Genomic DNA, 21620 nt, shown 5'->3' on the forward strand with positions numbered 1-21620 from the left:
TCTTCTCTCCGGTCAGCGCCCGCGACGCCCGGAAGGTGACGGGGTGCTCACGCGCCTGCGCCCACGGTGGCCGGCCGCGCAGGCCACGAACCGCTCAGCAGGCGTGGGATCGGCGCCCAGGTGCTGGTGCAGGAAGGAGGCGAACAGCGAGCTCGAGGCGTAACCGCCTGTCCCGCTGCCCCACCGGCTGTGGAGGGTCAGGGCACCCCCTGGGGGATCCACGCAACTGTGGTGGAACTCATGGCCCCGCAGTGTGGTGCCCGCCGGACCGAGCGGGCTGGCCACCCGGGTGAGCGCCTCCCGGTAGCCGAGCGTCAGGTCCGGGGTCATGCGCGCCGAGGCGGGAATGGCGCCGACCATGGGGTGATCATCCAGGGCGTCGCACAGCCACAGGAAGCCTCCGCACTCGGCCCACGCGATGAGGCCCCCGGCGAGCGCTGCGCGTGTGGCTCTGCGCAGGGGCTCGTTGGTGGCCAGGGCTGGGCCGTACACCTCCGGGAAGCCGCCGCCGCAGTACAGGGCGTGGCACCCCTCCGGCAACGCCGGGTCGGTCAGGGGGTCGAAGGGCACCAGTTCGGCGCCTGTGGCCCGCAGCGCTTCCAAGTTCTCCGGGTACATGAAGCTGAAAGCTGGTCCAACCGCCAGCGCCACCCGCACCACTTCCCCCCCATCGACCGGCCGAGCGGTCGGGGGCGCAGCCTCCGTGCGCCGGGGCGCCGAGCGCGCCAAGGCCAGGATGGCGTTGAGGTCACAGCCTGCCGTTATCGCAGCGGCCAGTCCGGCCAGCGAGCCCTGCACCCCCGCCGGGTCCTCCGCAATGGGGACCAGACCCAGGTGCCGTTCCCGCCAGACCAAGGCGTCGTCTGTGGCCAGCACGCCGAGGACAGGGATGCCCAGCGGCTCGAGGGCCTCCCGGAGCAGAAGCGCGTGACCCGGCCCCCCCACTCGGTTCAGAACCACGCCGGCTACCCGAACCCGGGGGTCCAGGGTTGCGAAGCCATGGACAACCGCAGCAACCGACCCGCTCATGGCGGAGGCGTCGACGACCAGCAGAACGGGGCACCCCAGCATGCGGGCGACGGCGGCCGTGGACCCATCGCACCCGGGCTGGGCCGACCCGTCGAACAGGCCCATCACACCCTCCACGACGAGGACGTCGGTCCCCTTGCCTGCAGCGGCGGCGAGCGCGCCCAGATGCTCTTCGCCGCAGAGCCAGGCGTCCAGGTTGCGCCCGGGCCGGCCGGTAGCCAGGGTGTGGTAGCCCGGGTCGATGAAGTCGGGGCCCACCTTGGCTGCCCCCACCGTCAAGCCCCGGGCGGCCAGCGCCGCCATCAGGCCCACCGCGACAGTGGTTTTGCCGGCGCCCGAGTGCGTGCCGGCGACGACGAGGCGGGGGCCGAGGGTGGGCACCGCCGCATACTATGGCGGCGTGCGGATCGTCTCGCTTCTCCCCTCGGCCACCGAGATGCTCTTTGCCCTGGGGTTGTCCGAGCAGGTGGTCGGCGTGACCCATGAGTGCGACTGGCCCGAGGCGGCTCGCGGCGTGCGGCGGGTCTCGGTTTCCGTCCTGCCGCCGGCGGCCACGCCCGCCGAGATCGACGCCCGGGTCAGCGCCAGCCTGGAAGGCGGGGAACCGATCTACCGCCTGGACCCGGACGCCATCAGGGAACTGGCCCCGGATCTGGTGATCACCCAGGATCTTTGTGCCGTCTGCGCCGTCCCTTCGGGGCACGTGCACGAAGCATTGGACGTGCTGGGCTGCCCGGCCCAGGTCGTTTCCCTGGACCCCGGCTCCCTGGACGAGGTGATCGACTGCGTGGCCACTGTGGGCGCCGTGACCGGCCGCCTTGCTGAGGCCGAGAGCCTCGTGGCCTCGCTGCATGGCCGCCTGGCCGCCGTGGAGGCCGCCACGAGGGGCTCGTCCCGCCCCGCGGTTTTCGCCCTCGAATGGGGCGACCCCCCGTACAACGGAGGGCACTGGCTTCCGGAGATGGTGGAGACGGCCGGTGGCCGATGCCTGCTGGGCTCCTGGCGGGCGCCGTCGGTGCGGGTGACTTGGGACGCCATCGCTGCGGCGGGCCCCGAGGTTGTCGTGTTCATGCCCTGCGGCTACGACCTCGCAGCCGCGGTGGCCGAGGGGAGGGCGTTGGCGGAGCGGCCCGAGCTCGCCGGCGTCAGGGAGATCTACGCCGCCAACGGCGGTTCCTACTTCTCACGTCCGGGTCCCCGGCTGGTGGACGGCGTCGAAGCCCTGGCCGCTGTGCTGCATCCGGGAGTTGGGGTCACCGGCCCCTTCGATGCCATCGCCCGGATCCGCTGACGCACAGAACAGCTTCGCGTCAGCGTCGCGACCGAGTGAGGCCGGTCCCTCGGCGACCGGCCGACCCGGGAGTAGGGCGACGTTCCGCCGAGCACTTCCTGCGGCCCGCAATCCATCGGCGCCGGTCGCCCGTAGTCCCCCTGAGAGACCCTGACAAAGGAGGTGCTCGTGAGACGACTGCCGACGACCGCGATCGTGCTTGGTGCTCTGCTTCTGATGGGAACGGCCTGCTCCAAGTCCTCCACGTCTTCGGGCGCTTCCTCCGGGACGAGCGGCGGAACGCTCACCATCAACGGAGAGAAGGCGACGGACAAAGGAACCCAGGACCTCACCGGAAAGAGCACCTTCACACTCAACCTCGACAACGACCCGGGCATCTACTACTTCCAGCCCACGGTGCTCAAGGGCAGCCCGGGCGAGAAGGTGACGCTCACGCTGAAAAACGTCGGCAGCATCAAGCACAACTTCACGCTGTCGGACCAGAACATCAACCAGGACGTGAACACCCCGGGATCGTCCGCCACAGTAACCATCACGTTCCCGCAGTCCGGCACTGCCGAGTTCCACTGCGAGTACCACCAGAGCCTCGGCATGGTCGGAGAGTTGTCGGTGTCCTGAAACTTGGGCGGGCATTCCGGCTGGGGGCGGCAGGCGGCCGCCGGACCAGTCCACCGCCCCAACTAGGGGAGTGTCCACGATCGAGCCGACGCCGGGCCCCGGCGAGAGGTCCAATGGCCGTCGCCGGGGGCCGGCGCCTGGGTTTTCTCGCTGTGCATAGGTAACCGCGGATTGCGCGGTCACTGGAAGAAACACTCCGCCCCCGTCCGGCCGCCGCCTCCGGCTGGCGCCGACAACCGGTCCCCGACGCCCCGTGGCCCCGGGCCCTTGTGCTTCAACGCCAGCCCGGGGCGGGAATAGGGTTGGGTAGTTGGGGAACCTAACCAGCACTCGGCTCGCCCCGTGCCTTTAATAGGTAATGGGCACCCCAGCTGCCGGATTCGAAGATTGGTATAGATCGAACCACGCCCGCCTCATCACCGCCCTGGTCTTGATCGCCGGCAACCTCGCCGATGCGCAGGACGCCGTCGACGAAGCCTGTGCCCGGGCGCTCACTCGGCGGGCTGCGGTGGGCGCCATGGCCTCCCCGGCCGGGTGGACCTCCACATCCGCGTCGCGGCTGCTCGCCCGGCGGGCACTCCCGGTCGACATCCCCGGACCGGCCAGAGAGGTGTGGGAGGTCGTGAAGCTGCTGGCCCCCCGGCAGCGCACCGCCATCGTCCTGCGCTACGTGGCCAACCTCACCGAAGCGGACGTGGCCCACACGATGGGCACCACCCTGGCTGACGCCCGACGCACCGTGGCCCGATTCTTGGACGACCCATCGCTCGAGGAGGTCCCGTGATGGCGCGCTTAGATGACCTGATCGACGAGGCCCTCGCCCACCCGCCCGCCGGTCCCGCCCCGATCGAGATGCTGGAGCAACGGGGTCGAGCCCGGCGGCGGCGCCGGCAGATGGCGGCGGTCATTGCCGCGGTCCTCCTGCTGGCAGGCGGGATCGGGGCGCTCGTCGGCCTGCACGGGCATACCCAGGTCCTGGTAGTGACCGGCCAACCACCCTCCTGGCGCGTGCTGCCCGACGAGGCGGGCGTGCGTGGCCCCGCCGTGTGGACGGGCCGCGAGGTGCTGTTCGTCGGCAGGGCGTTCGACCCATCCACAGCAACCTGGCGCGACCTGGCTCTCCCACCGTTTGCCGGAGATCCCGACGGCGTACAGGGATTGGGCGTGTGGACGGGCAGCCAGATGATCCTGCTCGACCCAGGGGCATCGGGGGCGGCCCTCCCAACGTCCGACACGGCGACGTTCGATCCCGCCACGAACTCCTGGCGGCTGCTCGCCCGGTCGCCTCTCGCCGGGCAGGTCCCGTCGTTGGCGGTATGGACCGGTAGGAGCATGATCGTCCTGGCCACCGTGTCCGGCACCGAGGGCGGAACCGAGGCAGCACAGCTCGATGGAGCAACGTACGACCCGGCCGGGAATGCGTGGCGCGCCCTGCCCCCCAATCCGCTCGCCTGCGCATTCCCGCCGCTGGCCGGCTGGACGGGCGCCGAAATGATCGTCATGTGCGACGTCGGGCCAGGACAACAGTCGGCCGCCGCCTACCGCCCCTCGACGGGCGCTTGGACGTCGCTACCCAACCCGGTCCGGGCCATCGGGGATGACGGGCGCGCGGTCTGGACCGGCAAGGCCCTCATGGTCTGGACAGAGGCGGGAGGGCAGGCATACGACCCCTCGACCAATGCCTGGCAGGCCCTCCCGGCGGCACCGCTGGCCAAGAGGGCTGATGCGTCGGTCGTGTGGACCGGCAGGACGCTCATCGTCTGGGGGGGCGAACTCGATGGCCCGGCCGGAGCCCGGGTGCCCACCATCGGGGACAAGTACCTCTCCGACGGGGCCATGTACGATCCCACGACCCGGGCCTGGACAGCCCTCCCCCCGGTCGGTGTCATCGGGCGGTACCGCGCCACGGCGGTGTGGACCGGCAGCACCGTGTTCATCTGGGGCGGACGCGGCTACGGGCAGACCCGCGATCTGGCCTCGGGCGCCCTGTACACCCCAGGCAGGTAGCCCCAGGTGAGGAGAGTCTTGCGGAGATCATGACGCGGCCGGTGGTGCACGGGAAGGGCCTCTGGGACAAGCTGGTCCGGCGTGAGCAGGGCCTCCAAGCCCGGCCCGCCCCACGGCTCAAGACCTTCACGCAGCGCCATCCGTGGCTGGGACCCGTCGTCTGGATGGCAGCAGCCTCCTATTTCGTGGTGCAGCTCGGGGTCGCCCAAGCCTGGAACAATCCGGGATACAGCTGGCTCAACAACAGCATCAGCGACCTCGGCACCACGGTGTGCACGCACGCCATCTGCTCGCCCCGGCACGCCTGGATGAACACCGAGTTCTTCGTGCTGGGCCTCATCATGGCCACGGGCGCTGTACTCATCTATCAGGAATTCACTGACGGAGAACCGGAGCAGCGGCTGCGGGCACGGATAGGCTTCGCGGCCTTTGTGATCTGCGGTGTGGGTGCCATGGTCGTGGGTGCCTTCCCGGAGAACCTGTCCCGCACCATGCACATCATCGGCGCGATTCCCGGCATAGCGGCCGGCACGGTGGGAATCTTCATCCTCGCCCGCGCCCTGACGCTCCCGGAAGGCTTGCGGGTTCCCATGCTCGCCGTCCCGCCGGTAGCGATCGGGGCGGGCATCCTGTTCGCCGTGCACATCAATCTGGGCATCGGTGCGGGCACCATGGAGCGGATCGCCGCCTACCCGGCCAGCGTGTGGCTCATCGCGTTCGGGGCCTACATCGCCCGCACACATTCCTCGCGCCCGAGGTCCGCGCCGGCAGACCACAGGAGGCGGTAGCCCCGCCCCACGGACCCAACAGATGGTGCCCGCACCCCCTCGACGACCTTGGTGCTACCACCCTTGTTTATTCTCGACCAGATGGATATGCTTTTTAGCCTTGACAAGCTAGTTTCGGAATTTTTGCCACGGAGCTGGGTGGGCGACCCGGGCTGTGGCCCGAGAGAGGAGGGAGGCTGATGGCGGACAGCGTGACGCAGATTCTCAATTCCGGTCCTCCGGGCACCAAGGTCAACATCGCGGTGCTCGGGGATGGCTTTGCCGCCGGCGACCAGAGCACCTACAACAACAAGGTGGACGACCTGCTGCTGAACGGGGTCTTCAAGCACGACTACTACTTCGAGGACATCTCGGGCTTCAACATCTTCCGGGTGAACCTCATCTCGGTGGACTCCGGGGTCAGCACCAAAACCTATGACGAGCACGGCACCCCGGCCGACCCGAGCGACGACACGGTCACCAGCCAGACCACCCGCAACACGGCGCTCGGCTACATCTTCAGCGGGTCCTGGGCGCATTGCTGGCTCGAGGGCGGCCCGAACACCAGCGCCCTGGTGAGCGCCGCCCTGGCCAAGTGGGTGCCCGACTACCAGCTGTGCCTGATCCTGCTCAACAACCCGGGCTTCGGCGGCTGCGGGGGCGGCGGGTTCGCCGTGCTCCCGATGGGGGTTGACTGGACGACGGTCGCCCACGAATTCGGCCACGGCTACGGCGGGCTGGGCGACGAGTACTGCGCCGCCCGCGCCTACTCCGGCGGCGAGCCCGGGGTGCCCAACGACACCATCAACACCAACCGGGCCACCCTCAAGTGGGGCAACTTCGTGAACCCATCCACCCCCGTGCCCACCGGCACGGGCAGCTGCGTCGGCTACAACCAGGGCACCAAGCCGGCGGACTGGGACGACAACAAGAGCGTCGGGCTGTTCGAGGGCGGCGGCACCAACAACACCGGCATGTACCGCCCGGCGCTGTCGTGCCGCATGATCAGCAACTCCCCGCCCTACTGCACGGTCTGCTACACCACCATCAAGCGCAAGTCGGACCCGAAGACCGCCCGCACGTTCCTTGACGCCCACATGGGCGACTTCAACGGCGATGGCAAGGACGACCTGTTGCTGCACAACGGAAACTCGCTGATGTTGTACCGCAGCCTGGGCAATGCCTTCGATGTGGCGTTCAGCTGCGTGGACCGGGTACCGGGCTCCTGGCAGTTCCAGGCCCACGACCAGTTCTTCATCGGCGACTTCGACGGCGACCACCAGGCCGAGGTCGTGGTCTTCAACGGGCAGGACTGGGTCATGCCCTACCTCGGCCTGCTCGACTCCGACGGCCAGGGTGGCCTGCACCTGGTCGCCCGCTACGACGGCTCGATGCCGGGCTGGCAGTTCACCGCCGGGGACCAGTTCTTCGTGGGCGACTTCGATGGTGACGGCAAGACCGACCTCTACGTGTTCAATGGCCACAACTGGTCGATGCCCTACGTGGGCATGCTGCGCTCGAACGGCTCCTCGCTGTCGCTGGTGCACCGCTACGACGCCACGATGCCGGGCTGGCAGATGAAGCCGGGCGACCAGCACTTCGTCGGCGACTTCAACGGCGACGGCAAGGCCGACCTGTGGGTCTTCAACGGCGGCGAGTGGTCGATGCCCTACCTCACCTGCATGCTCAGCCAGGGAAACTCGCTGGCCCAGGCGCACCGCTGGGACTCGACGATGCCCGACTGGCAGATGAAGCCGGGCGACCAGCACTTCGTCGGCGACTTCAACGGCGACGGCAAGGCCGACCTCTACGTGTTCAACGGATCGGACTGGTCGATGGCATACCTCGGGATGCTCCGCTCCGACGGCGCCAACCTCGCCATGGTCGAGCGCTACGACGGCAACGCCCCGGGCTGGCAGATGCGCAAGAACGACCAGCACTGGATCGCCGACGTCAACGGCGACGGCAAGGCCGACCTGTTCGTCTACAACTGGCAGGACTGGTCGACGCAGTACCTGGGGACCATGATCTCCAACGGCTCCGCCCTTTCGGCCAGCTGGGTGGCCGACTGGGTCGGCGAGTGGAACCTCGGCGCCGTGGACCGCTTCGAGCCGTGCAACTACGAAGGGGTCGCCGGCCGGCGGGACCTGGTGGTGCACAACCAGGACTGGCTGGGCCTCATCCACGCCACCCCGGGGCTGTCGCTGCAGAAGATCTACTACCGCTTCATCCACAACTACCCCTACGGGCGAAACTGGTGAGGGAGAAGCCATGAGCGATCAACCGACCGATCAACCATCTCGCAGCAAGCCCGAAGTGAGCGCGGCGGCAACCAGGGCCGCTCTCGGGCCCTCGGTGGCGTCCATCGCCACCCGGGTGGCCTCCACCGTCAGCACGATGGTCCAGAAGGAAGGCTCCGCACCGATCGTCGAGAACAGCGGCCTGCCCGCGATGGCCGCCCGGGGCGCCGATCTCAGCGCGGCGACGGTCGCCGCGGTCGGCAACCCGGCCCTGCGCCTCGTGCCGCTGAAGAATGCGATGGGGAGCCTCCAGCTTCCCACCACCGGCACGCTCATGGCGGCGGTGCCCACCGGCGCCGCCCCCGACGCCGCCGCAGGGGGCGGTGCCCGGGGCGACCAGGCCGCCCGCCCCGTCGCCCGGGCAGCCGCGCCCGGCGAGTCCTATGTCCGCATGCTCATCAGCGTGAGCGGGTCGCAGGTCAGCGTGTCCCACGTCGCCGAAGTGCCGGGCCCGCTGGCGGACCCCTCACCCCTGCACGGCGGGCTCGCCTACGAGGTCACCGTCGGGGACCGGGCGATCCGGGTCGGCTCGATCCCCGATCCGGGCGTGCGCCGGTCGTTTGCCAGCGAGGGTGCCCCCGAGCAGTTCCGGGAGCACTTCTTCGTCGAGACGACCGACTACGAGTTCACGGTCCGGGTGCCGAAGCAGGCCATCGCCGCCGCCGACCTGCCCTCGGTGCACGTGGCCGTGCTCCAACTCGACCCGAGCCAGGTGATCCAGCCCGTAGGCGACAAGCCGCTGGCCGCCCAGTTCCCGAACCTGGTCAAGGAGCTCACCCGGCTGCCCGGGATCCAGGCGGCCGCCCTGGCCGAGCCGGTGCGCACGGCGCTGACCGCCACGTTCGGGACCGCCTGAGCGCTCGGCAAGAGGCTCGCGGCCGGAGGTGGGGGACAACAACCGTATAGTCACCGGGGTTCTGTCCCCCACCTCGCGCCGGAGATCGCTCCCCACCGGCTCATAAGGCGGCAACCGTCAGGGCCACCAGCCGATCGACGTCGCCGATGATGTCCACGGCCGTGATCCGTCCTCCCTTGATCTCCATGGTGAGGGCGCCCAGCAGCTTCCCGCCCGGGTCGAGCACCATCCCGGGCTTGCCGTTGACCAGGGCTGCCCGTGCCCACCGGGCGCGGGCCGGGAACTGGGTGGCGCCCCGGACGACAGCCTCGGCGCCTCGCACCACCCTCGGCTCCCCAAACCCGCTCGATCCGGCGTCGGCGGTGAGCACGACATCGGGGTCCAGCAGGCCCAGCAACTCGGTGACATCGCCGCCCCGGGCGGCCGTCAGAAAGGCGTCAACGATGGCCCGGTGCGGGTGGCGGGGCCGGCCAGCATCCATCTCGGCCCCCTGCACCCGCCGCCGCGCCCGGCTCGCCATCTGCCGGGCGGCTGTCGCCGAGCGGCCCAGGATCGGGGCGATCTCGTCGAAGGGCATGGCGAACAGGTCGTGCAGCACGAAGGCGAGGCGCTCGGGCGGCGCCAGGGTGTCGAGCACCACCTGCAGCGCCGCCCCGACGGAGTCGGCCAGGATCGCCTCGGACTCAGGGTCGGCCTCGCCCGCCAAACCAGCAGCCGCCTCCGGGGCCGACTCGAAGAACTCCTCGCGCCGGGACCGCTGGGAGCGCAGCATGTTCAGACACACCCGCGCGGTGATGGTCATCAGCCATGCTCCCAGGTTCTCGACGCCGTCGGCCCCGGCGGCGTTCACTCGGAGCCAGGCCTCCTGGACGGCGTCGTCCGCCTCGGAGGCGGAACCCAGCATCCGGTAGGCAACCCCCCGGAGCCTGCCCCGGTTGGCCTCGAAGGCCTCCGTGAGCCAGTCGGTGTCGGCCATGTCACATCCTCCGCATCCGGCGTGTCCCCTTGTCAGAAGTAGGACACGCCGCAACGGCCCGGCGTGACGCGGGCCCGAGACATACGAGGAGGATCCCATGGCGAGGTTGACGGGAGTGACCGAGGGCAATGCAGGCGTGGTGATGAAGGTGCTGTACCGCTTCATGCGTCGGGGGATGCGGGCCCTGGCCGGGCGGTCCCCGGAGCGGGGGCTTGAGCCGCTGGAAATGTTCGCCGTGCTCCCCCGGCTGCTGCGGGCCTACGGGCGCCTGGAGCAGGCCACGACCAAGCTGGGAGGCACCGACCGGCGGACCCACGCCTTGGCCACACTCAAGGCGGCCACCCTGACCCAGTGCGAGTACTGCATCGACATCGGGTCGGCGATCGCCCGCCGTTGGGGTCTCACCGATGAGGAAATGGTCGCCCTCCCCGTGCACCCGACCAGCGACGTGTTCAGCGCCGTCGACAAGCTGGTCCTGGACTACGCCGCGGGCATGAGCCGGACGCCGGTGCAGGTGCCCGACGAGCTCTTCGCCGCCCTGTGCCAGCACTTCAGCGAGGCGCAGATCGTGGAGCTGACCCACCTGATCGCCCTGGAGAACTACCGGGGCCGGTTCAACCTCGCCCTGGGGATCGGGGCTGCGGGCTTCAGCGAGGGCTTGGTGTGCGCAGTGCCGGTGGGCGCCGGCGGATAGCCGAGCCGCAGGACGATCGAGCCGAAGACCAAGGGTGCTACGGGCACCTCCGCCGGGGTGGGCTGGTCCCGGGTCATAGTTGGCGGCGTGGTACAGCCACTGGATGTCTCACTCCGCCAGGTATCCGAGGACAGAGCATGCGGCGTCCGATTTCTACCAGTGAGGGGCTGCGGCCACGTCCACCGGGTATGGCGGGCCACGGACACCCGTGCCGGCCTCACCCCGGCCTGCCACGAGCTACGTCAGGAGCGGGTCGGTCATGACCTCCACCAGGGCCGGCCCCGGGGTCGCCAGGGCCTCCGCCAGCACGGCGGCGAGGTCCTCGGCCCGTTCGACCCGGCGCCCGTAGGCACCGCAGAGCCGGGCGTAGTCGGCGAAATTCGGGTTGTGCAAGGCGGTCTGCCAGACCTTCCATTCCCCGTCGCGCTGCTCCTTCGAGATCTTGCCCAGCTCGTTGTTGTTCAGCAGCACGTGGGTGATGTCCATGCCGTGCTCCACGGCGGTGGTCACCTCGGCCAGGTACTGGCCGAAGCCCCCGTCACCGCTCACGGAGACCACCGGCCGCCCGGTGCGGGCCGCCCACGCCCCCATCGCCGCCGGGAAGCCGAAGCCGATCGAGCCCAGGTAGCCGGACATGACCACCGACTGGCGCCGGCACTCGAAATACCGGCCGAACGAGTACGTGTTGTTGCCGACGTCGACGCAGACGATGGCGTCTTCGGGGAGGACCTCGGACAGGACGGCGAACAGGGCAGCTGAGTTGACCCCGGCTCCGTTGTCTTTCGCGGCCCGGGCCGCCTTCTCAGCCCGCCATGCCGCCCAGCGCTGGGCCAGTTCGGCGCGCCGGTCCTCCCAGCGGCCCCCGGTAGGCAGCCCCCGGCGGAGCACCGCCGCCGTGGTGGCGATGTCACCCCAGACCGCCTCGTCCACGGGATGGAACTTCGCCAGGGCCATCCGGTCGAAGTCCACCTGGATGATCGGCCGGCTGGTGGTGATGCCGGTGTGGTCCGAGAACGACGCCCCGAACACGATGAGCAGGTCCGACTCGTTCATGAACCAGCTCGCCACCGGCGTGCCGCTGCGGCCGAGCACCCCGGCCCCCAGGGGGTGGGAGTCGGAGATCTGGCCCTTCGCCTTGAAGGTGGTGATCACCGGGGCGCCGAGCGCCTCGGCCAGCGCCACCACCTCGCCCATGGCCCCCCGGGCGCCGTAGCCCACGATGACCACCGGGCGGCGGGCCCGGCGGATGCGGGACAGGGCGCTGGCCACGGCGCCGGGCGAGGGGGCGACGTCGGTCGGCCCGAGGCGCCCCTCGGGGGTACCGGGGCCCTCGGAGCCGGCATCGAGGGTCTGCACCTCGTCGGGGAAGATCAGGTGGGCGACATCGCGCTCCACCACCGCGGTCTTCATCGCCAGGGACGCCAGCTCGGCGTGCCGGCTGCCGGGCAGCACCGTGTGGCTGAAGCGGGCGACGGCGGCGAAGGCCGAGGCGAGGTCGACCTCCTGGAACGTCCCTGGTCCCATGACCTGGGTCTGCACCTGCCCGGTGAGGGCGACGACGGGCGCCCGGTCGAGCTTGGCGTCCCACAGGCCGGTCAGCAGGTTGGTGGCCCCGGGCCCGGCGATCGAGAGGCAGGCCGCCGGCCGGCCGGTCACCTTGGCATAGCCGGCACAGGCAAAGGCCGCCGCCCCCTCGTGGCGGATCCCGATGTAGCGGAGCCGCCCCCGCTCCGCCTGCACCCGGAGGGCCTCGGCCAGGCCGAGGTTGGAGTGGCCCACCATGCCGAAGACAGTGTCGATCCCCCAGTTGACGAGCGTCTCGACCACCACGTGGCTCACCGTCCACGCCGGGTGCTTCGGCTTGGGGGCCAGCACCTCCACCACCCCGTCCCGCTCCCGGACCTGCAGGGTCACGGCGCGCAGCTCGTTGCCCACCCCTGCCCCGGTGGCGGGGGCGAAGTCGTAGCCGTGCCACGGGCACCGCAGCGCCCCGGCGCACAGCAGGCCCTCGCCCAGCGGCCCCCCCTGGTGCGGGCAGCGCCCCTCGAGGGCGTACCAGGCACCCCCGGTGTGCACCAGGGCCACCGGGACCTCGCCCACCGACACCGCCCGCACCGCGCCGTCAGGCACATCGCCGGCCTGCGCCACCGGTAGCCATTCCTCGGTCATGTCGCCGGCCGCCCGGGCAGCCGCCGCGATCGTGGCCCCCTCGTCGTCCCGGAAACCGGCGTACCAGTGGCTCCCGTCGCAGAACGGCTTGTTGCGGGAGTGGCCGCACCGGCACAGGGTGAAATGCTCCCGGCTGGCGCCCTCCCCGAAGACGACGCCCTCGAGGGTCACGCCGCCTCTGATCCGGTACGGGCCGTTGTGGGTGATCTCGATGCGCGGCCCGCCGGGACCGGGGCCGGGGGCGAGGCTCCCGCCGGGCGCGGGCACAACGTTCAGCGCCCCGGACGGGCAGCGGCGCACGGTGTCGACGATCTCGCTCCCCGGGGCTGCGGCGGGATCGATCCACGGCTCCGCACCGGTGCGCCACACCGCCGGCAGCCCCCGGGTGCAGAACCCGGCGTGCGAGCAGAGCCCCCGGTTGTCCACGATGGTGACCTCGGGGCCGGCGTAGGTGTCCAGGTGGTCGGGGACCCGGTCGTCGCCCTTGCCGTCGGTCCACCCCACCCGCTTGTGGGTGGAATCGCAGTACGGCTTGGTCGATGAGTTGCCGCAGCGGCACAGGCGCATGCTCGTACGCACCCGGATCGCCTCCCCCCGGGAGTTGCGGAACTCCTTCAGACCCTCGACGATGAGCGGCCCGTCCTTCTCCAGGCGGATGACGGGCCCGCGGTCAGCGCGGTCAGCGCGGTCAGCGCGGTCAGCGGCGTCGTCGGTCACGGTCGATCTCTCCTCCTGGCACCAGTCTCAGGCCGAGATCCTCGCGTTACGGCGGGCCGCCAGCCACTTGCCCGAACGGGCGACCGCCGCTGCCCCGAAGGTCGCCCGATCGCGCCTTGAAGGGCACAGCCGCCAGCAGCAAGATGGCGCCGAGATGCGTCAGCGAGTGTTGTCAGGGCCGATCCCATCGCGCGGGACCCACGGCGCCCGCGGGGCCCGGGCCTCCTGGGGAGCACCGGAGCCACGGGTGCTCCAGCTGCAACGGGCGGCGGGCAACCGTGCCACCGGGACGCTCCTCGGGAGCCTCCGGGTGCAGCGACAGAAATTCGGATCGCAAGAGGCGGCGGCGGACTGGCTCGAGGGTCAGGAGGAGCCCGGGCCCAAGGAGCACCCGCAGGTGTACGCCAGGCGCGTCCTGGCGGGATCGGTGTACGGGGCGCCACCCGGAGACTTCAACGCCAATGTGCGGCTGGTCCAGGCCGTGCTGCGGGCACGGAAGGATGAAGGCAAGAAGAAGCCGGTGATCCCGCCCAGGCAGGAGCGGGCCACCTCCGATGTCATGGACCACATCATGAACGGCGAGATCCGCGAGGGAGGGGCTCCGAAGGGATTCCATTCAGTGAATGGTGACCGGCCCCTGGTCGAGAAGACCCCCGGAACGCAGGGGGCCACCGACGACCTCGGCTGCTACCACTCCGGGGTCCGGTCGATCGACGGGCAGATTGCGAAACCGAAGGGCTCCAGTTTCTTCCCGGATACCTGGGACGCCGATCGCATCAAGGCGGCCATCGACGGCGCCAATCCGAGCGGGCGGCATTTTGAGACCAGGGAAGGGATCAAGCTGCTCTTCAACGATGCCAGCTTCTTCCCGGACAAGGACTGAGACGAGTAGCACACGACGGGTCCCTACACGATCGCGCTGGACGGGGCAGGCGCAAGATGGCAGGCTCGGGGCGATGTGGCTGATCTGACCTCGGGAGGACGGCCGGCGACGGCCGGGGCGGGTCGGCCGGTCCGCAGCCCGCATCGGCCACGGAGGTGAGCATGGCAGCCACGAGCAGCACCGACGTCTCCCAGGTCCACTCGATGAAGGTGGGCGAGGTCGCCACCGTCAACGTCGACGGCCATCCCGAGCGCACCGACTCCCCGGAGTTCCTGCACGCCAAGGCAGCCGCCCACAAGATCATCACCACGCTGCCCGACCTCTTCCAGGGTCCGGGTGACTACCAGATGCACCACGGCGGCTCGCTGTGGCTGCACGACGGCAAAGGGTGGTTGCTGGTCCTCAACGAGGCGGGCATCGAGTGGTCCAGCCAGTTCTGCGCCGACCCCGCCAAGATCGAGGTGCTCCGCCAAAATGCCGAACGCATCTACGCTGGCTTCCCCGAGTCTGAGAAGCAGCTGAGCGCCCTCGGCTACCCGGGCACCGGCCTCCTGCACACCCCGATCACCGACGCCACGGGCGTCGCGAAATGGACCGACTCGATCTTCAACTCCTGCGTGCCGCTCAACCAGCACTTCCACATCGGCTTCGCCAAGAGCGGGACGATCGGCGAGCACAACGACCCCAAGCCCATCACCGACATCCAGCACTTCAAGGTGGACAGTTTCCAGCTCTTGGTCATGGACCCAGCCACCGGCGCCCATGCCGCCGTGGTGCCGGTCGGGCCGCCCGGATCCGGGCAGTCCGAGGTCCAGGTGGTCCACACATCGGAGAAGCACCCCCTGGCGGGCGAGCTCGCCAAGGCCCAGACTGCGGACCGGCGCCTGATCCTGCCGGCCGATCACCCCATCGCCAAGGCCGCCTTCGTCAACCAGACCTGAACCGCCGGGGGGCCGCAGCGCGACGCTCGGGCCCAGCGCTACGGCTTCACGAAGCGAATCTCCAGCAGCGAGAAGGTGCCGAAGGCCGCCAGGCCCACGGCGACGCCGAACAACCACAACGGTCCGTAGGGCTGGTGCACCAGCGTGCGCAGGGCGCCGTCGATCCCCTTGGCGTGGCCGGGGTCGAAGGTCACCGCCGAGTCGAGGACGAAGTAGCCGAGCGCCCCGGCGACCAGGCCCCGGGCCGCCATGCCGACCACCCCCGCCCAGTCAACCGCCCGCCGCCACCCGGGCGAGGCGCTGGCGAGGTCAATCTCCCCGCCGTAGGCGCGCACCACGCCCTGCCGGGCGAGGAGGATGCCGCCGACGATGAGCCCCAGCCCCACCGCCCCGACGAGGAGCCTGCCGCCGGGATGGAGCATCACCCTGCCGGTGACGTCGACGACCTCCTTGTTCTCCGATCGGAGGTGGAACGATGCCACCACGGCGAGCGCCGACCCTGACAGGACGAGGTAGATGATGCATTTCGCCCCCGCAGCCACCCGCCGCACGCGCCCGCGCATCTCCCGGGTGGCGTTGAAGCCCTCCCAGACCGCCAGGCAGCCGTAGCCTGCGGCCACCGCCAGCAACAGAACCCGGCCGAGCGGCTGGCGGGCGATGGCCTCGAAGACGCCCCGCTGGTCGGCTGCCGTCCCGGTCTGGCCTGCGGCGATCTTCACCGCGACCAGGGCGAGGAGGAGGTAGACGAGCCCCCGGCTGGCGAGGCCGAACCGGGCCAGGTTCTTCAGGACCCGGTCGCTGGGGGGCACGGCGGGGGGACCCTACCTTCCGGCGGCTACGGCCGGCGAGGAGGCGGGGCTCCCCGAGCAGGCGCTCAGCCCTGCACGATGTACAGCGTGTTGCCCTCCGAGTCCCGGAAGGTGAACATCGGCGGCACGCCGGCGCCGAAGTTCATGACGTCGTCCAGGTCGGCCCCCGCCGCCTTCAGCTGGGCGTGGGTGGCTCCGGCGTCCGGCGTGAACAGCCGGATCGCGGTGTCCACCCCGACCGGGGCGCCGGGGGGCGTGGGCAGGATGGCGATGGTGGTGGCGCTGCCCGGGGGTGCCACCTCGATCCATCGCAGGCCGCCGCCGAAGGGCATGTCCCGGATCTTCTCGAATCCCAGCGTCCCTTCGTAGTACGCCAGGGCCCGGCCCTGGTCGGCGGTAGGCACGCCGACATTGCCGACGCGGGTGATGCCGGTCATGGTCTCGCTCATCGCTGCCCTCCTCGGTCGGTACGGTCACCGGGTATGACCGGGGCAGCCGGCAAAACTCATCGGACGCGCCGCGAGCCCGCGACGAGCCGCGAGCTCACGAGGTGATGCGGGGAAGGGCGCGCGGCCCAGGTGCCTCAGGTTTCCTCGCCCTCGCCGAGCACCCGTCCGCTTCCCGGCTCCACCGGCGGGGCATCCAACCCCAGTGACTGGGTCCCCAGGACCTCACCGGCCCAGCTGAGGCGGTCGAGACGGAGCGGCTCGGCCTCCTTCAGTACCTCTTCGGAGGCAGTCATCGCCGCCATGTCGTCCACGTGCACGGCGAGCACCACGGCCGGGGCGACGTCCGACTCGGGCGCCCACTGGGGAGGTGCCGCCGACGCCCGACGCCGCGGGCCGACGAATCCACCGACCATGGCCCCGGCGACGCCCAGGGCAGCAGCGCAGATGATGACCGTGGCCCACAGGCCCACCGCCGAGCCGGAGTGGCCGCTGCCCAGGAACAGCAGCGCGCCCACGATGAGTCCTACGATCGCTCCGACGACGACGCCGGCGACGGCGCCGACGCCCGCCCCCTTGGTCATCGGGCCGGTAGCCACCAGAGGACCGCCCACGGCCGCCCCCTCAAGCTCGTCCCGCATCCGGGCCTCATCCACCCCCGGACGCTCCCGGAGGGTCTCGATGCTGTAGCTATTCGGATCAAGACCGCGCAGGCGGAGCGCCCCGGCCGCGCGCCGGGCGGCCGCCATGTCAGCGAACGTGGCCAGCAGGTTGTACTCGTGCCGGGATCCATGTGCCTCGGTTGCCATTGGTGCCTCCTTCCTCGAGCCTTACACCGGCTGCACGCTGCCGGCAATCCGCCCGGCAACGCTGGAGGGCTCGTCACTCCCGTGCTTCAGGATCTGCTCCTCGCCCCGGGGGACGCCCGCGACGTGGGCCGGCCCGACGCCTTCGTCGTTGACGAGACCGGCGGCGGCCTTCTTGCCCCACGGGCGGAACACCGCCAGCAACCCCCCTACGATGGCAAGAATGCCTAGGAATGACAGTTTCCAGGACATGAGACTGCTCCTTTCTTTCCGACTTCCCGCCCCCAAGTGAGGCCCATTTGGGGCCCTGTAGTAGCCCTACCCACTGACCGCAGAAATCACGCAGCTCTCCCGCATGGAGGAGATGCCGGCTCGCCTGGACACGGCCGGGGACCAGCGCCGACGTGCCACGGCGTGACCGCCGGGGGACGATCGCGGTCGCCGCCGAGATCAACGCGGGCGGCGGCCAGAGGCTCTGCGGGCCCGCCTCGCCCAGCTCGAGGCCCTGTGCCGCGGCCGGGGAGGTCCTCCTCAAGCTCACTCCTCAAGCTCACCCTCCCCGGGTTCGGGGTGGTCCTGCCCGACTTGGCCCGTCCCGAATTGACCCGTTTAGGGACTCGGGAAGCGGGTACCTCGCCAGCATCGTGGTTGACGGTTTCTTACGGAGGAACCGCCGCCGGCCACTGCACCGCCCCCTGGACTCGCTGGCCCACGTCGGCCCTCTAGTCGCCGTCGCGGTGTTGGGAACGGCGTGCGCCAGCGAGGCGAACTCGCCGTCAATGCTCCGCGCCGACGGCCTCGGGGCGCTGGATATCGAGCGCTTCTGGTGGATCCTCTTCGGGATCTCCGCCGCCGTCTTCGCCATTGTCCTGGGGCTCATGATGGTGGCGCTCGCCCGCCGCCACCGGCCCGTCCCGGCTGACGAAGCCGCCGGGAAGCACCCGGAGGACGAACCTGCCTGGGGAGGGTCGTTCATCCTCTTCTCCGGCGTCGTCGTGCCGGCGATCATCCTGGCCGGCACCTTCGGCCTGACCTTGCACGAGATGAACGTCCTCTCCTCGCCCGGCCACCACGCGGCGATGACCATCACGGTGACCGGGCACGACTGGTGGTGGGAGGCCCGCTACCCGGGTGGGGCCATCACCGCCAACGAGATCCACATCCCCACCGGCGAGGTCGTCCGGGTGCGCCTGCTGACTGCCGATGTCATCCACAGCTTCTGGGTGCCGCAGCTGCAGACCAAGACCGACATGATCCCCGGCCGCACCAACGAAACCTGGCTCGAGACCGGCCAGCCCGGGCGCTACCGCGGCCAGTGCGCCCAGTTCTGCGGCCTGCAGCACGCCCACATGATCTTCTACGTGGTGGCGGACCCCCCGGACACCTTCGCCACCTGGCTGGCCGGTCAGGCGCAGCCCGCCCCCCCGCCCACCGGGGCGCTGGCGACCGCGGGCGAGCAGATCTTCACCACCCAGACCTGTGCCGGGTGCCACGCCATCCGGGGGACCTCGGCGGCGGCAAGGATCGGCCCCGACCTGACCCACATTGCCTCCCGCCAGACGATCGGAGCCGGGGTGCTCGACAACACCGCGGGGAATCTCGCCGCCTGGATCACCGACCCGCAGCACGCCAAGCCGGGCGCCGACATGCCGCCCACCGACCTCACCCCCGACCAGGTCCAGGCCCTCGTGGCCTACCTGCAAACCCTCAACTAGCGAGGCAACAGCAATGGCCACGGTCCACGACGCCACCTCGTCCTCCTCGCCCTCCCTCGAGGAGATGTGGGGCGAGCCCCAGGGCCTGGGGTCGTGGCTGAGCACGGTGGACCACAAGCGCATCGGCATGAAGTACCTGGTGACCGCCATGGTCTTCCTGGTGGCCGGAGGGGTCGAGTCGCTGATCATGCGGGCGCAGCTGGCCCAGCCCAACCTGCATCTCATCAGCCCCGAGGTCTACAACCAGCTCTTCACCATGCACGGGGTGACAATGATGTTCCTGTTCGCCACCCCAGTGCTCTCGGGCTTCGGCAACTACCTGGTCCCGCTGATGATCGGAGCCCGGGACATGGCTTTCCCCCGGCTGAACGCCTTCGGGTATTGGGTGTTCCTGGCCTCGGGAATCTTCCTGTACTCGGCGTTCCTGACCGGCCACGTGCCCGACGCCGGCTGGTTCAACTACGTACCCCTCTCCGGGCCCCGTTTCGCCCCCGGGATCAACATCGACTTCTACGCGCTGGGCCTCATCTTCGTGGCGATCTCCACCACCGCCGGGGCCATCAACTTCATCGTGACCATCCTGAAGATGCGCGCCCCCGGGATGTCGATCAACCGCATTCCGATCTTCGTCTGGGGCGAGCTGGCGATGTCGTTCTCCATCGTCTTCGCCCTGCCGACCCTGACCGTGGCCTGCGTGCTCCTGGAGCTGGAGCGAAAATTCGGCTTCCATTTCTTCGACGCCGGTCACGGCGGTGATCCGTTGCTGTGGCAGCACCTGTTCTGGATCTTCGGCCACCCCGAGGTGTACATCATCATCCTGCCGGCGCTCGGGATGGTCTCCGCCCTGATTCCCACGTTCACCGGCCGGCGCATGGTGGGCTACATCTGGATCGTCATCGCCGAGATGGCCACCGCCCTCATCGGCTTCGGCGTGTGGACCCACCACATGTTCACCACCGGCCTGCCCCAGGTGGCGATCTCCTTCGTGGCGCTCTCCAGCTTCTTCATCGCCATCCCCAGCGGGGTGCAGATCTTCGCCTGGATCGCCACGCTGATCGCCGGACGACCGCGCCTGAAGACGCCGATGCTGTTCGTGCTGGGCTTCTTGCTGGTCTTCGTGATCGGCGGCCTGTCGGGCGTGATGTTTGCTGCCGTGCCCTTCGACCAGCAGGTGCACGACTCCTATTTCGTCATCGCCCACTTCCACTACGTGATGGTGGGGGGCCTGCTCTTCCCGCTGTTCGGCGCCCTCTACTACTGGCTCCCCAAGATGACCGGCCGGATGATGGGCGAGGGTCTCGGCAAGTGGAGCTTCTGGACGATGTTCGCCGGCTTCAATGTGTGCTTCTTCCCGATGCACGTCATGGGCATCCTCGGCCAGCCCCGGCGCACGTACACCTACCAGGCCGGGCTGGGCTGGACCGGCCCGAACCTCATCTCCACCATCGGGGCCTTCCTGCTGGGCCTGGGAATTGCCCTGACGTTCTGGAACTGGGTCTGGAGCCGGTGGCACGGGGCGCCGGCCGGCAACGACCCCTGGGGCGGCGACACGCTGGAGTGGGCCACGACCTCGCCCCCACCGGAGTACAACTTCGAGACCATCCCCACCGTCGCCAGCCTCGAGCCGACCTGGGACCAACCCAACCTCCGGGACGGCGCCCAGCCCCCCGAGGCCGGGGGCCGGCCGCTGCTGGGGGGCCACCTCACCCTGTCCACCTCCCTGCTGGACGGCACCCCGCGCGCCGTGGTCTTCATGCCCCACGCCACCCTCGCTCCGGTCATCGCCAGCCTGGGGCTGCTGGTGGGCTTCTGGGGCGTGGTCTTCGGCGCCTGGCTGCTGGCCGGGGTGGGGGCGACAGTGTTCGCCGGCGGGATGATCGACTGGTTCTGGCCCCGGCACCAGACCCAGGAGACCTGATCCATGGCCATCACGCACGCCACCAGCGATGTCCCCGAGGTCGACCCCCTCGTACCCACCGGTGCCCCGGGCGAGTTGCTGCCCGGCTACGCCAGCGGGCCGGACTCCTTCGGGTTCTGGGGGATGTTGGGCCTGATCACCACCGAGGCCCTGCTGTTCTCCTCGCTGATCGCCAGCTACTTCTACCTGCGCTTCCGGGCCGGGCCGCACCACTGGCCCCCGGCGGGCATCGCCCCGCCCGAGCTCACCCTGCCCCTCATCATGACCGCCATCCTGTGGTCCTCCAGCATCCCGGTCCACCTGGCGGACCATGCCATCCGGCGGGGCAGCCAGCGCGGCCTACGCCTGGGCCTTCTGGGCGGGTTCCTGCTGGGAGCCACGTTCCTCGGCCTCCAGCTCATCGTCGAGTACCCCAAGACCCTGGACCTGTTCACACCCCGCACCAACGCCTACGGTTCGCTGTTCTTCACCCTGACCGGCTTCCACGGGTTCCACGTCCTCGTCGGGCTGGCGATCAGCGTCTTCGTCCAGATCCGGGCGTGGCAGGGCGCCTTCGACCGGCACCGCCACCTGATGGTGCGCAACTTCGCCATGTACTGGCACTTCGTCGACGCCGTGTGGGCGCTGATCCTGTGCACCGTCTACCTCTCCCCCCGCCTGTGAGCCAGTCCCTATGAG

The 21620-nt window shown here is 70.1% G+C and carries 20 protein-coding genes; 13 read left to right on the forward strand and 7 right to left on the reverse strand.

The window, feature by feature from the left end; all coding sequences use genetic code 11:
* Nucleotides 1-12: 12 nt before the first annotated feature.
* Nucleotides 13-1410 (reverse strand): cobyrinate a,c-diamide synthase, encoded by a 1398-nt coding sequence (locus tag VFW71_06885; GenBank protein ID HEU5002485.1) that lies wholly within the window; start codon nt 1408-1410, stop codon nt 13-15.
* On the opposite strand from VFW71_06885, the gene VFW71_06890 reads away from it, so the two are divergent.
* The 7 genes from VFW71_06890 (at nt 1403) to VFW71_06920 (ending at nt 8868) form a co-directional block, all read left to right on the forward strand.
* Nucleotides 1403-2320 (forward strand): cobalamin-binding protein, encoded by a 918-nt coding sequence (locus VFW71_06890; protein HEU5002486.1) that lies wholly within the window; start codon nt 1403-1405, stop codon nt 2318-2320. The genes VFW71_06885 and VFW71_06890 overlap by 8 nt on opposite strands.
* A gap of 168 nt (nt 2321-2488) precedes the next feature.
* On the forward strand, nt 2489-2938 hold the full coding sequence (locus VFW71_06895; protein HEU5002487.1) for a cupredoxin domain-containing protein: 450 nt from the start codon (nt 2489-2491) through the stop codon (nt 2936-2938).
* A 358-nt stretch (nt 2939-3296) separates the two neighbouring features.
* On the forward strand, nt 3297-3722 hold the full coding sequence (locus tag VFW71_06900; protein ID HEU5002488.1) for a sigma factor-like helix-turn-helix DNA-binding protein: 426 nt from the start codon (nt 3297-3299) through the stop codon (nt 3720-3722).
* Nucleotides 3722-4945: a hypothetical protein gene (locus tag VFW71_06905; protein ID HEU5002489.1), complete on the forward strand. Its 1224-nt coding sequence runs from the start codon at nt 3722-3724 to the stop codon at nt 4943-4945. The genes VFW71_06900 and VFW71_06905 overlap by 1 nt, the downstream gene beginning before the upstream one ends.
* Before the next feature lie 29 nt (nt 4946-4974).
* Nucleotides 4975-5733, forward strand: a complete 759-nt coding sequence (locus tag VFW71_06910; protein HEU5002490.1) for a DUF998 domain-containing protein — start codon at nt 4975-4977, stop codon at nt 5731-5733.
* A 179-nt stretch (nt 5734-5912) separates the two neighbouring features.
* Nucleotides 5913-7973 carry a M64 family metallopeptidase gene (locus VFW71_06915; protein ID HEU5002491.1) on the forward strand — a complete coding sequence of 687 codons (2061 nt, stop codon included), beginning with the start codon at nt 5913-5915 and terminating at the stop codon, nt 7971-7973.
* 10 nt (nt 7974-7983) lie between these two features.
* Nucleotides 7984-8868, forward strand: coding sequence for a hypothetical protein (locus tag VFW71_06920; GenBank protein ID HEU5002492.1), 885 nt, complete (start codon nt 7984-7986; stop codon nt 8866-8868).
* Nucleotides 8869-8968: 100 nt separating this feature from the next.
* On the opposite strand, the gene VFW71_06925 is transcribed toward VFW71_06920, so the two are convergent.
* Nucleotides 8969-9844 (reverse strand): sigma-70 family RNA polymerase sigma factor, encoded by an 876-nt coding sequence (locus VFW71_06925; GenBank protein ID HEU5002493.1) that lies wholly within the window; start codon nt 9842-9844, stop codon nt 8969-8971.
* A gap of 97 nt (nt 9845-9941) precedes the next feature.
* Between VFW71_06925 and VFW71_06930 the strand changes: the two genes are divergently transcribed.
* On the forward strand, nt 9942-10538 hold the full coding sequence (locus VFW71_06930) for a carboxymuconolactone decarboxylase family protein (protein HEU5002494.1): 597 nt from the start codon (nt 9942-9944) through the stop codon (nt 10536-10538).
* Between the two features lie 237 nt (nt 10539-10775).
* Here the strand turns inward: VFW71_06930 and VFW71_06935 are convergent, their stop codons facing one another.
* Nucleotides 10776-13424 (reverse strand): thiamine pyrophosphate-dependent enzyme, encoded by a 2649-nt coding sequence (locus tag VFW71_06935; protein HEU5002495.1) that lies wholly within the window; start codon nt 13422-13424, stop codon nt 10776-10778.
* 247 nt (nt 13425-13671) lie between these two features.
* Here VFW71_06935 and VFW71_06940 point away from each other — a divergent pair, with 247 nt between their 5' ends.
* Together VFW71_06940 and VFW71_06945 are read left to right on the forward strand one after the other, a co-directional pair.
* Complete coding sequence (locus tag VFW71_06940) at nt 13672-14307, forward strand: EndoU domain-containing protein (GenBank protein HEU5002496.1); 636 nt, start codon at nt 13672-13674, stop codon at nt 14305-14307.
* 161 nt (nt 14308-14468) lie between these two features.
* A complete protein-coding gene (locus VFW71_06945) occupies nt 14469-15248 on the forward strand; it encodes a DUF6424 family protein (GenBank protein HEU5002497.1) in 780 nt (259 codons plus the stop codon).
* Between the two features lie 38 nt (nt 15249-15286).
* On the opposite strand, the gene VFW71_06950 is transcribed toward VFW71_06945, so the two are convergent.
* The 4 genes from VFW71_06950 to VFW71_06965 form a co-directional block, all read right to left on the reverse strand.
* Nucleotides 15287-16057 (reverse strand): DUF1206 domain-containing protein, encoded by a 771-nt coding sequence (locus tag VFW71_06950; protein ID HEU5002498.1) that lies wholly within the window; start codon nt 16055-16057, stop codon nt 15287-15289.
* A gap of 65 nt (nt 16058-16122) precedes the next feature.
* A complete protein-coding gene (locus tag VFW71_06955; protein ID HEU5002499.1) occupies nt 16123-16506 on the reverse strand; it encodes a VOC family protein in 384 nt (127 codons plus the stop codon).
* 134 nt (nt 16507-16640) lie between these two features.
* Nucleotides 16641-17312, reverse strand: a complete 672-nt coding sequence (locus VFW71_06960) for a hypothetical protein (protein HEU5002500.1) — start codon at nt 17310-17312, stop codon at nt 16641-16643.
* A 21-nt stretch (nt 17313-17333) separates the two neighbouring features.
* A complete protein-coding gene (locus VFW71_06965) occupies nt 17334-17561 on the reverse strand; it encodes a hypothetical protein (protein ID HEU5002501.1) in 228 nt (75 codons plus the stop codon).
* Nucleotides 17562-18088: 527 nt separating this feature from the next.
* Here VFW71_06965 and coxB point away from each other — a divergent pair.
* Genes coxB through VFW71_06980 form a run of 3 tightly spaced genes read left to right on the forward strand, consistent with a single transcriptional unit; the run spans nt 18089 to nt 21605 of the window.
* Nucleotides 18089-19024 carry a cytochrome c oxidase subunit II gene (gene coxB, locus VFW71_06970; GenBank protein ID HEU5002502.1) on the forward strand — a complete coding sequence of 312 codons (936 nt, stop codon included), beginning with the start codon at nt 18089-18091 and terminating at the stop codon, nt 19022-19024.
* A gap of 13 nt (nt 19025-19037) precedes the next feature.
* On the forward strand, nt 19038-20942 hold the full coding sequence (gene ctaD, locus VFW71_06975) for a cytochrome c oxidase subunit I (GenBank protein ID HEU5002503.1): 1905 nt from the start codon (nt 19038-19040) through the stop codon (nt 20940-20942).
* A 3-nt stretch (nt 20943-20945) separates the two neighbouring features.
* Nucleotides 20946-21605, forward strand: coding sequence for a heme-copper oxidase subunit III (locus VFW71_06980; protein ID HEU5002504.1), 660 nt, complete (start codon nt 20946-20948; stop codon nt 21603-21605).
* The last annotated feature ends 15 nt before the right edge of the window (nt 21606-21620 follow it).

This window comes from Actinomycetota bacterium (genome assembly GCA_035765775.1).
Classification (GTDB): domain Bacteria; phylum Actinomycetota; class CADDZG01; order JAHWKV01; family JAOPZY01; genus DASTWV01.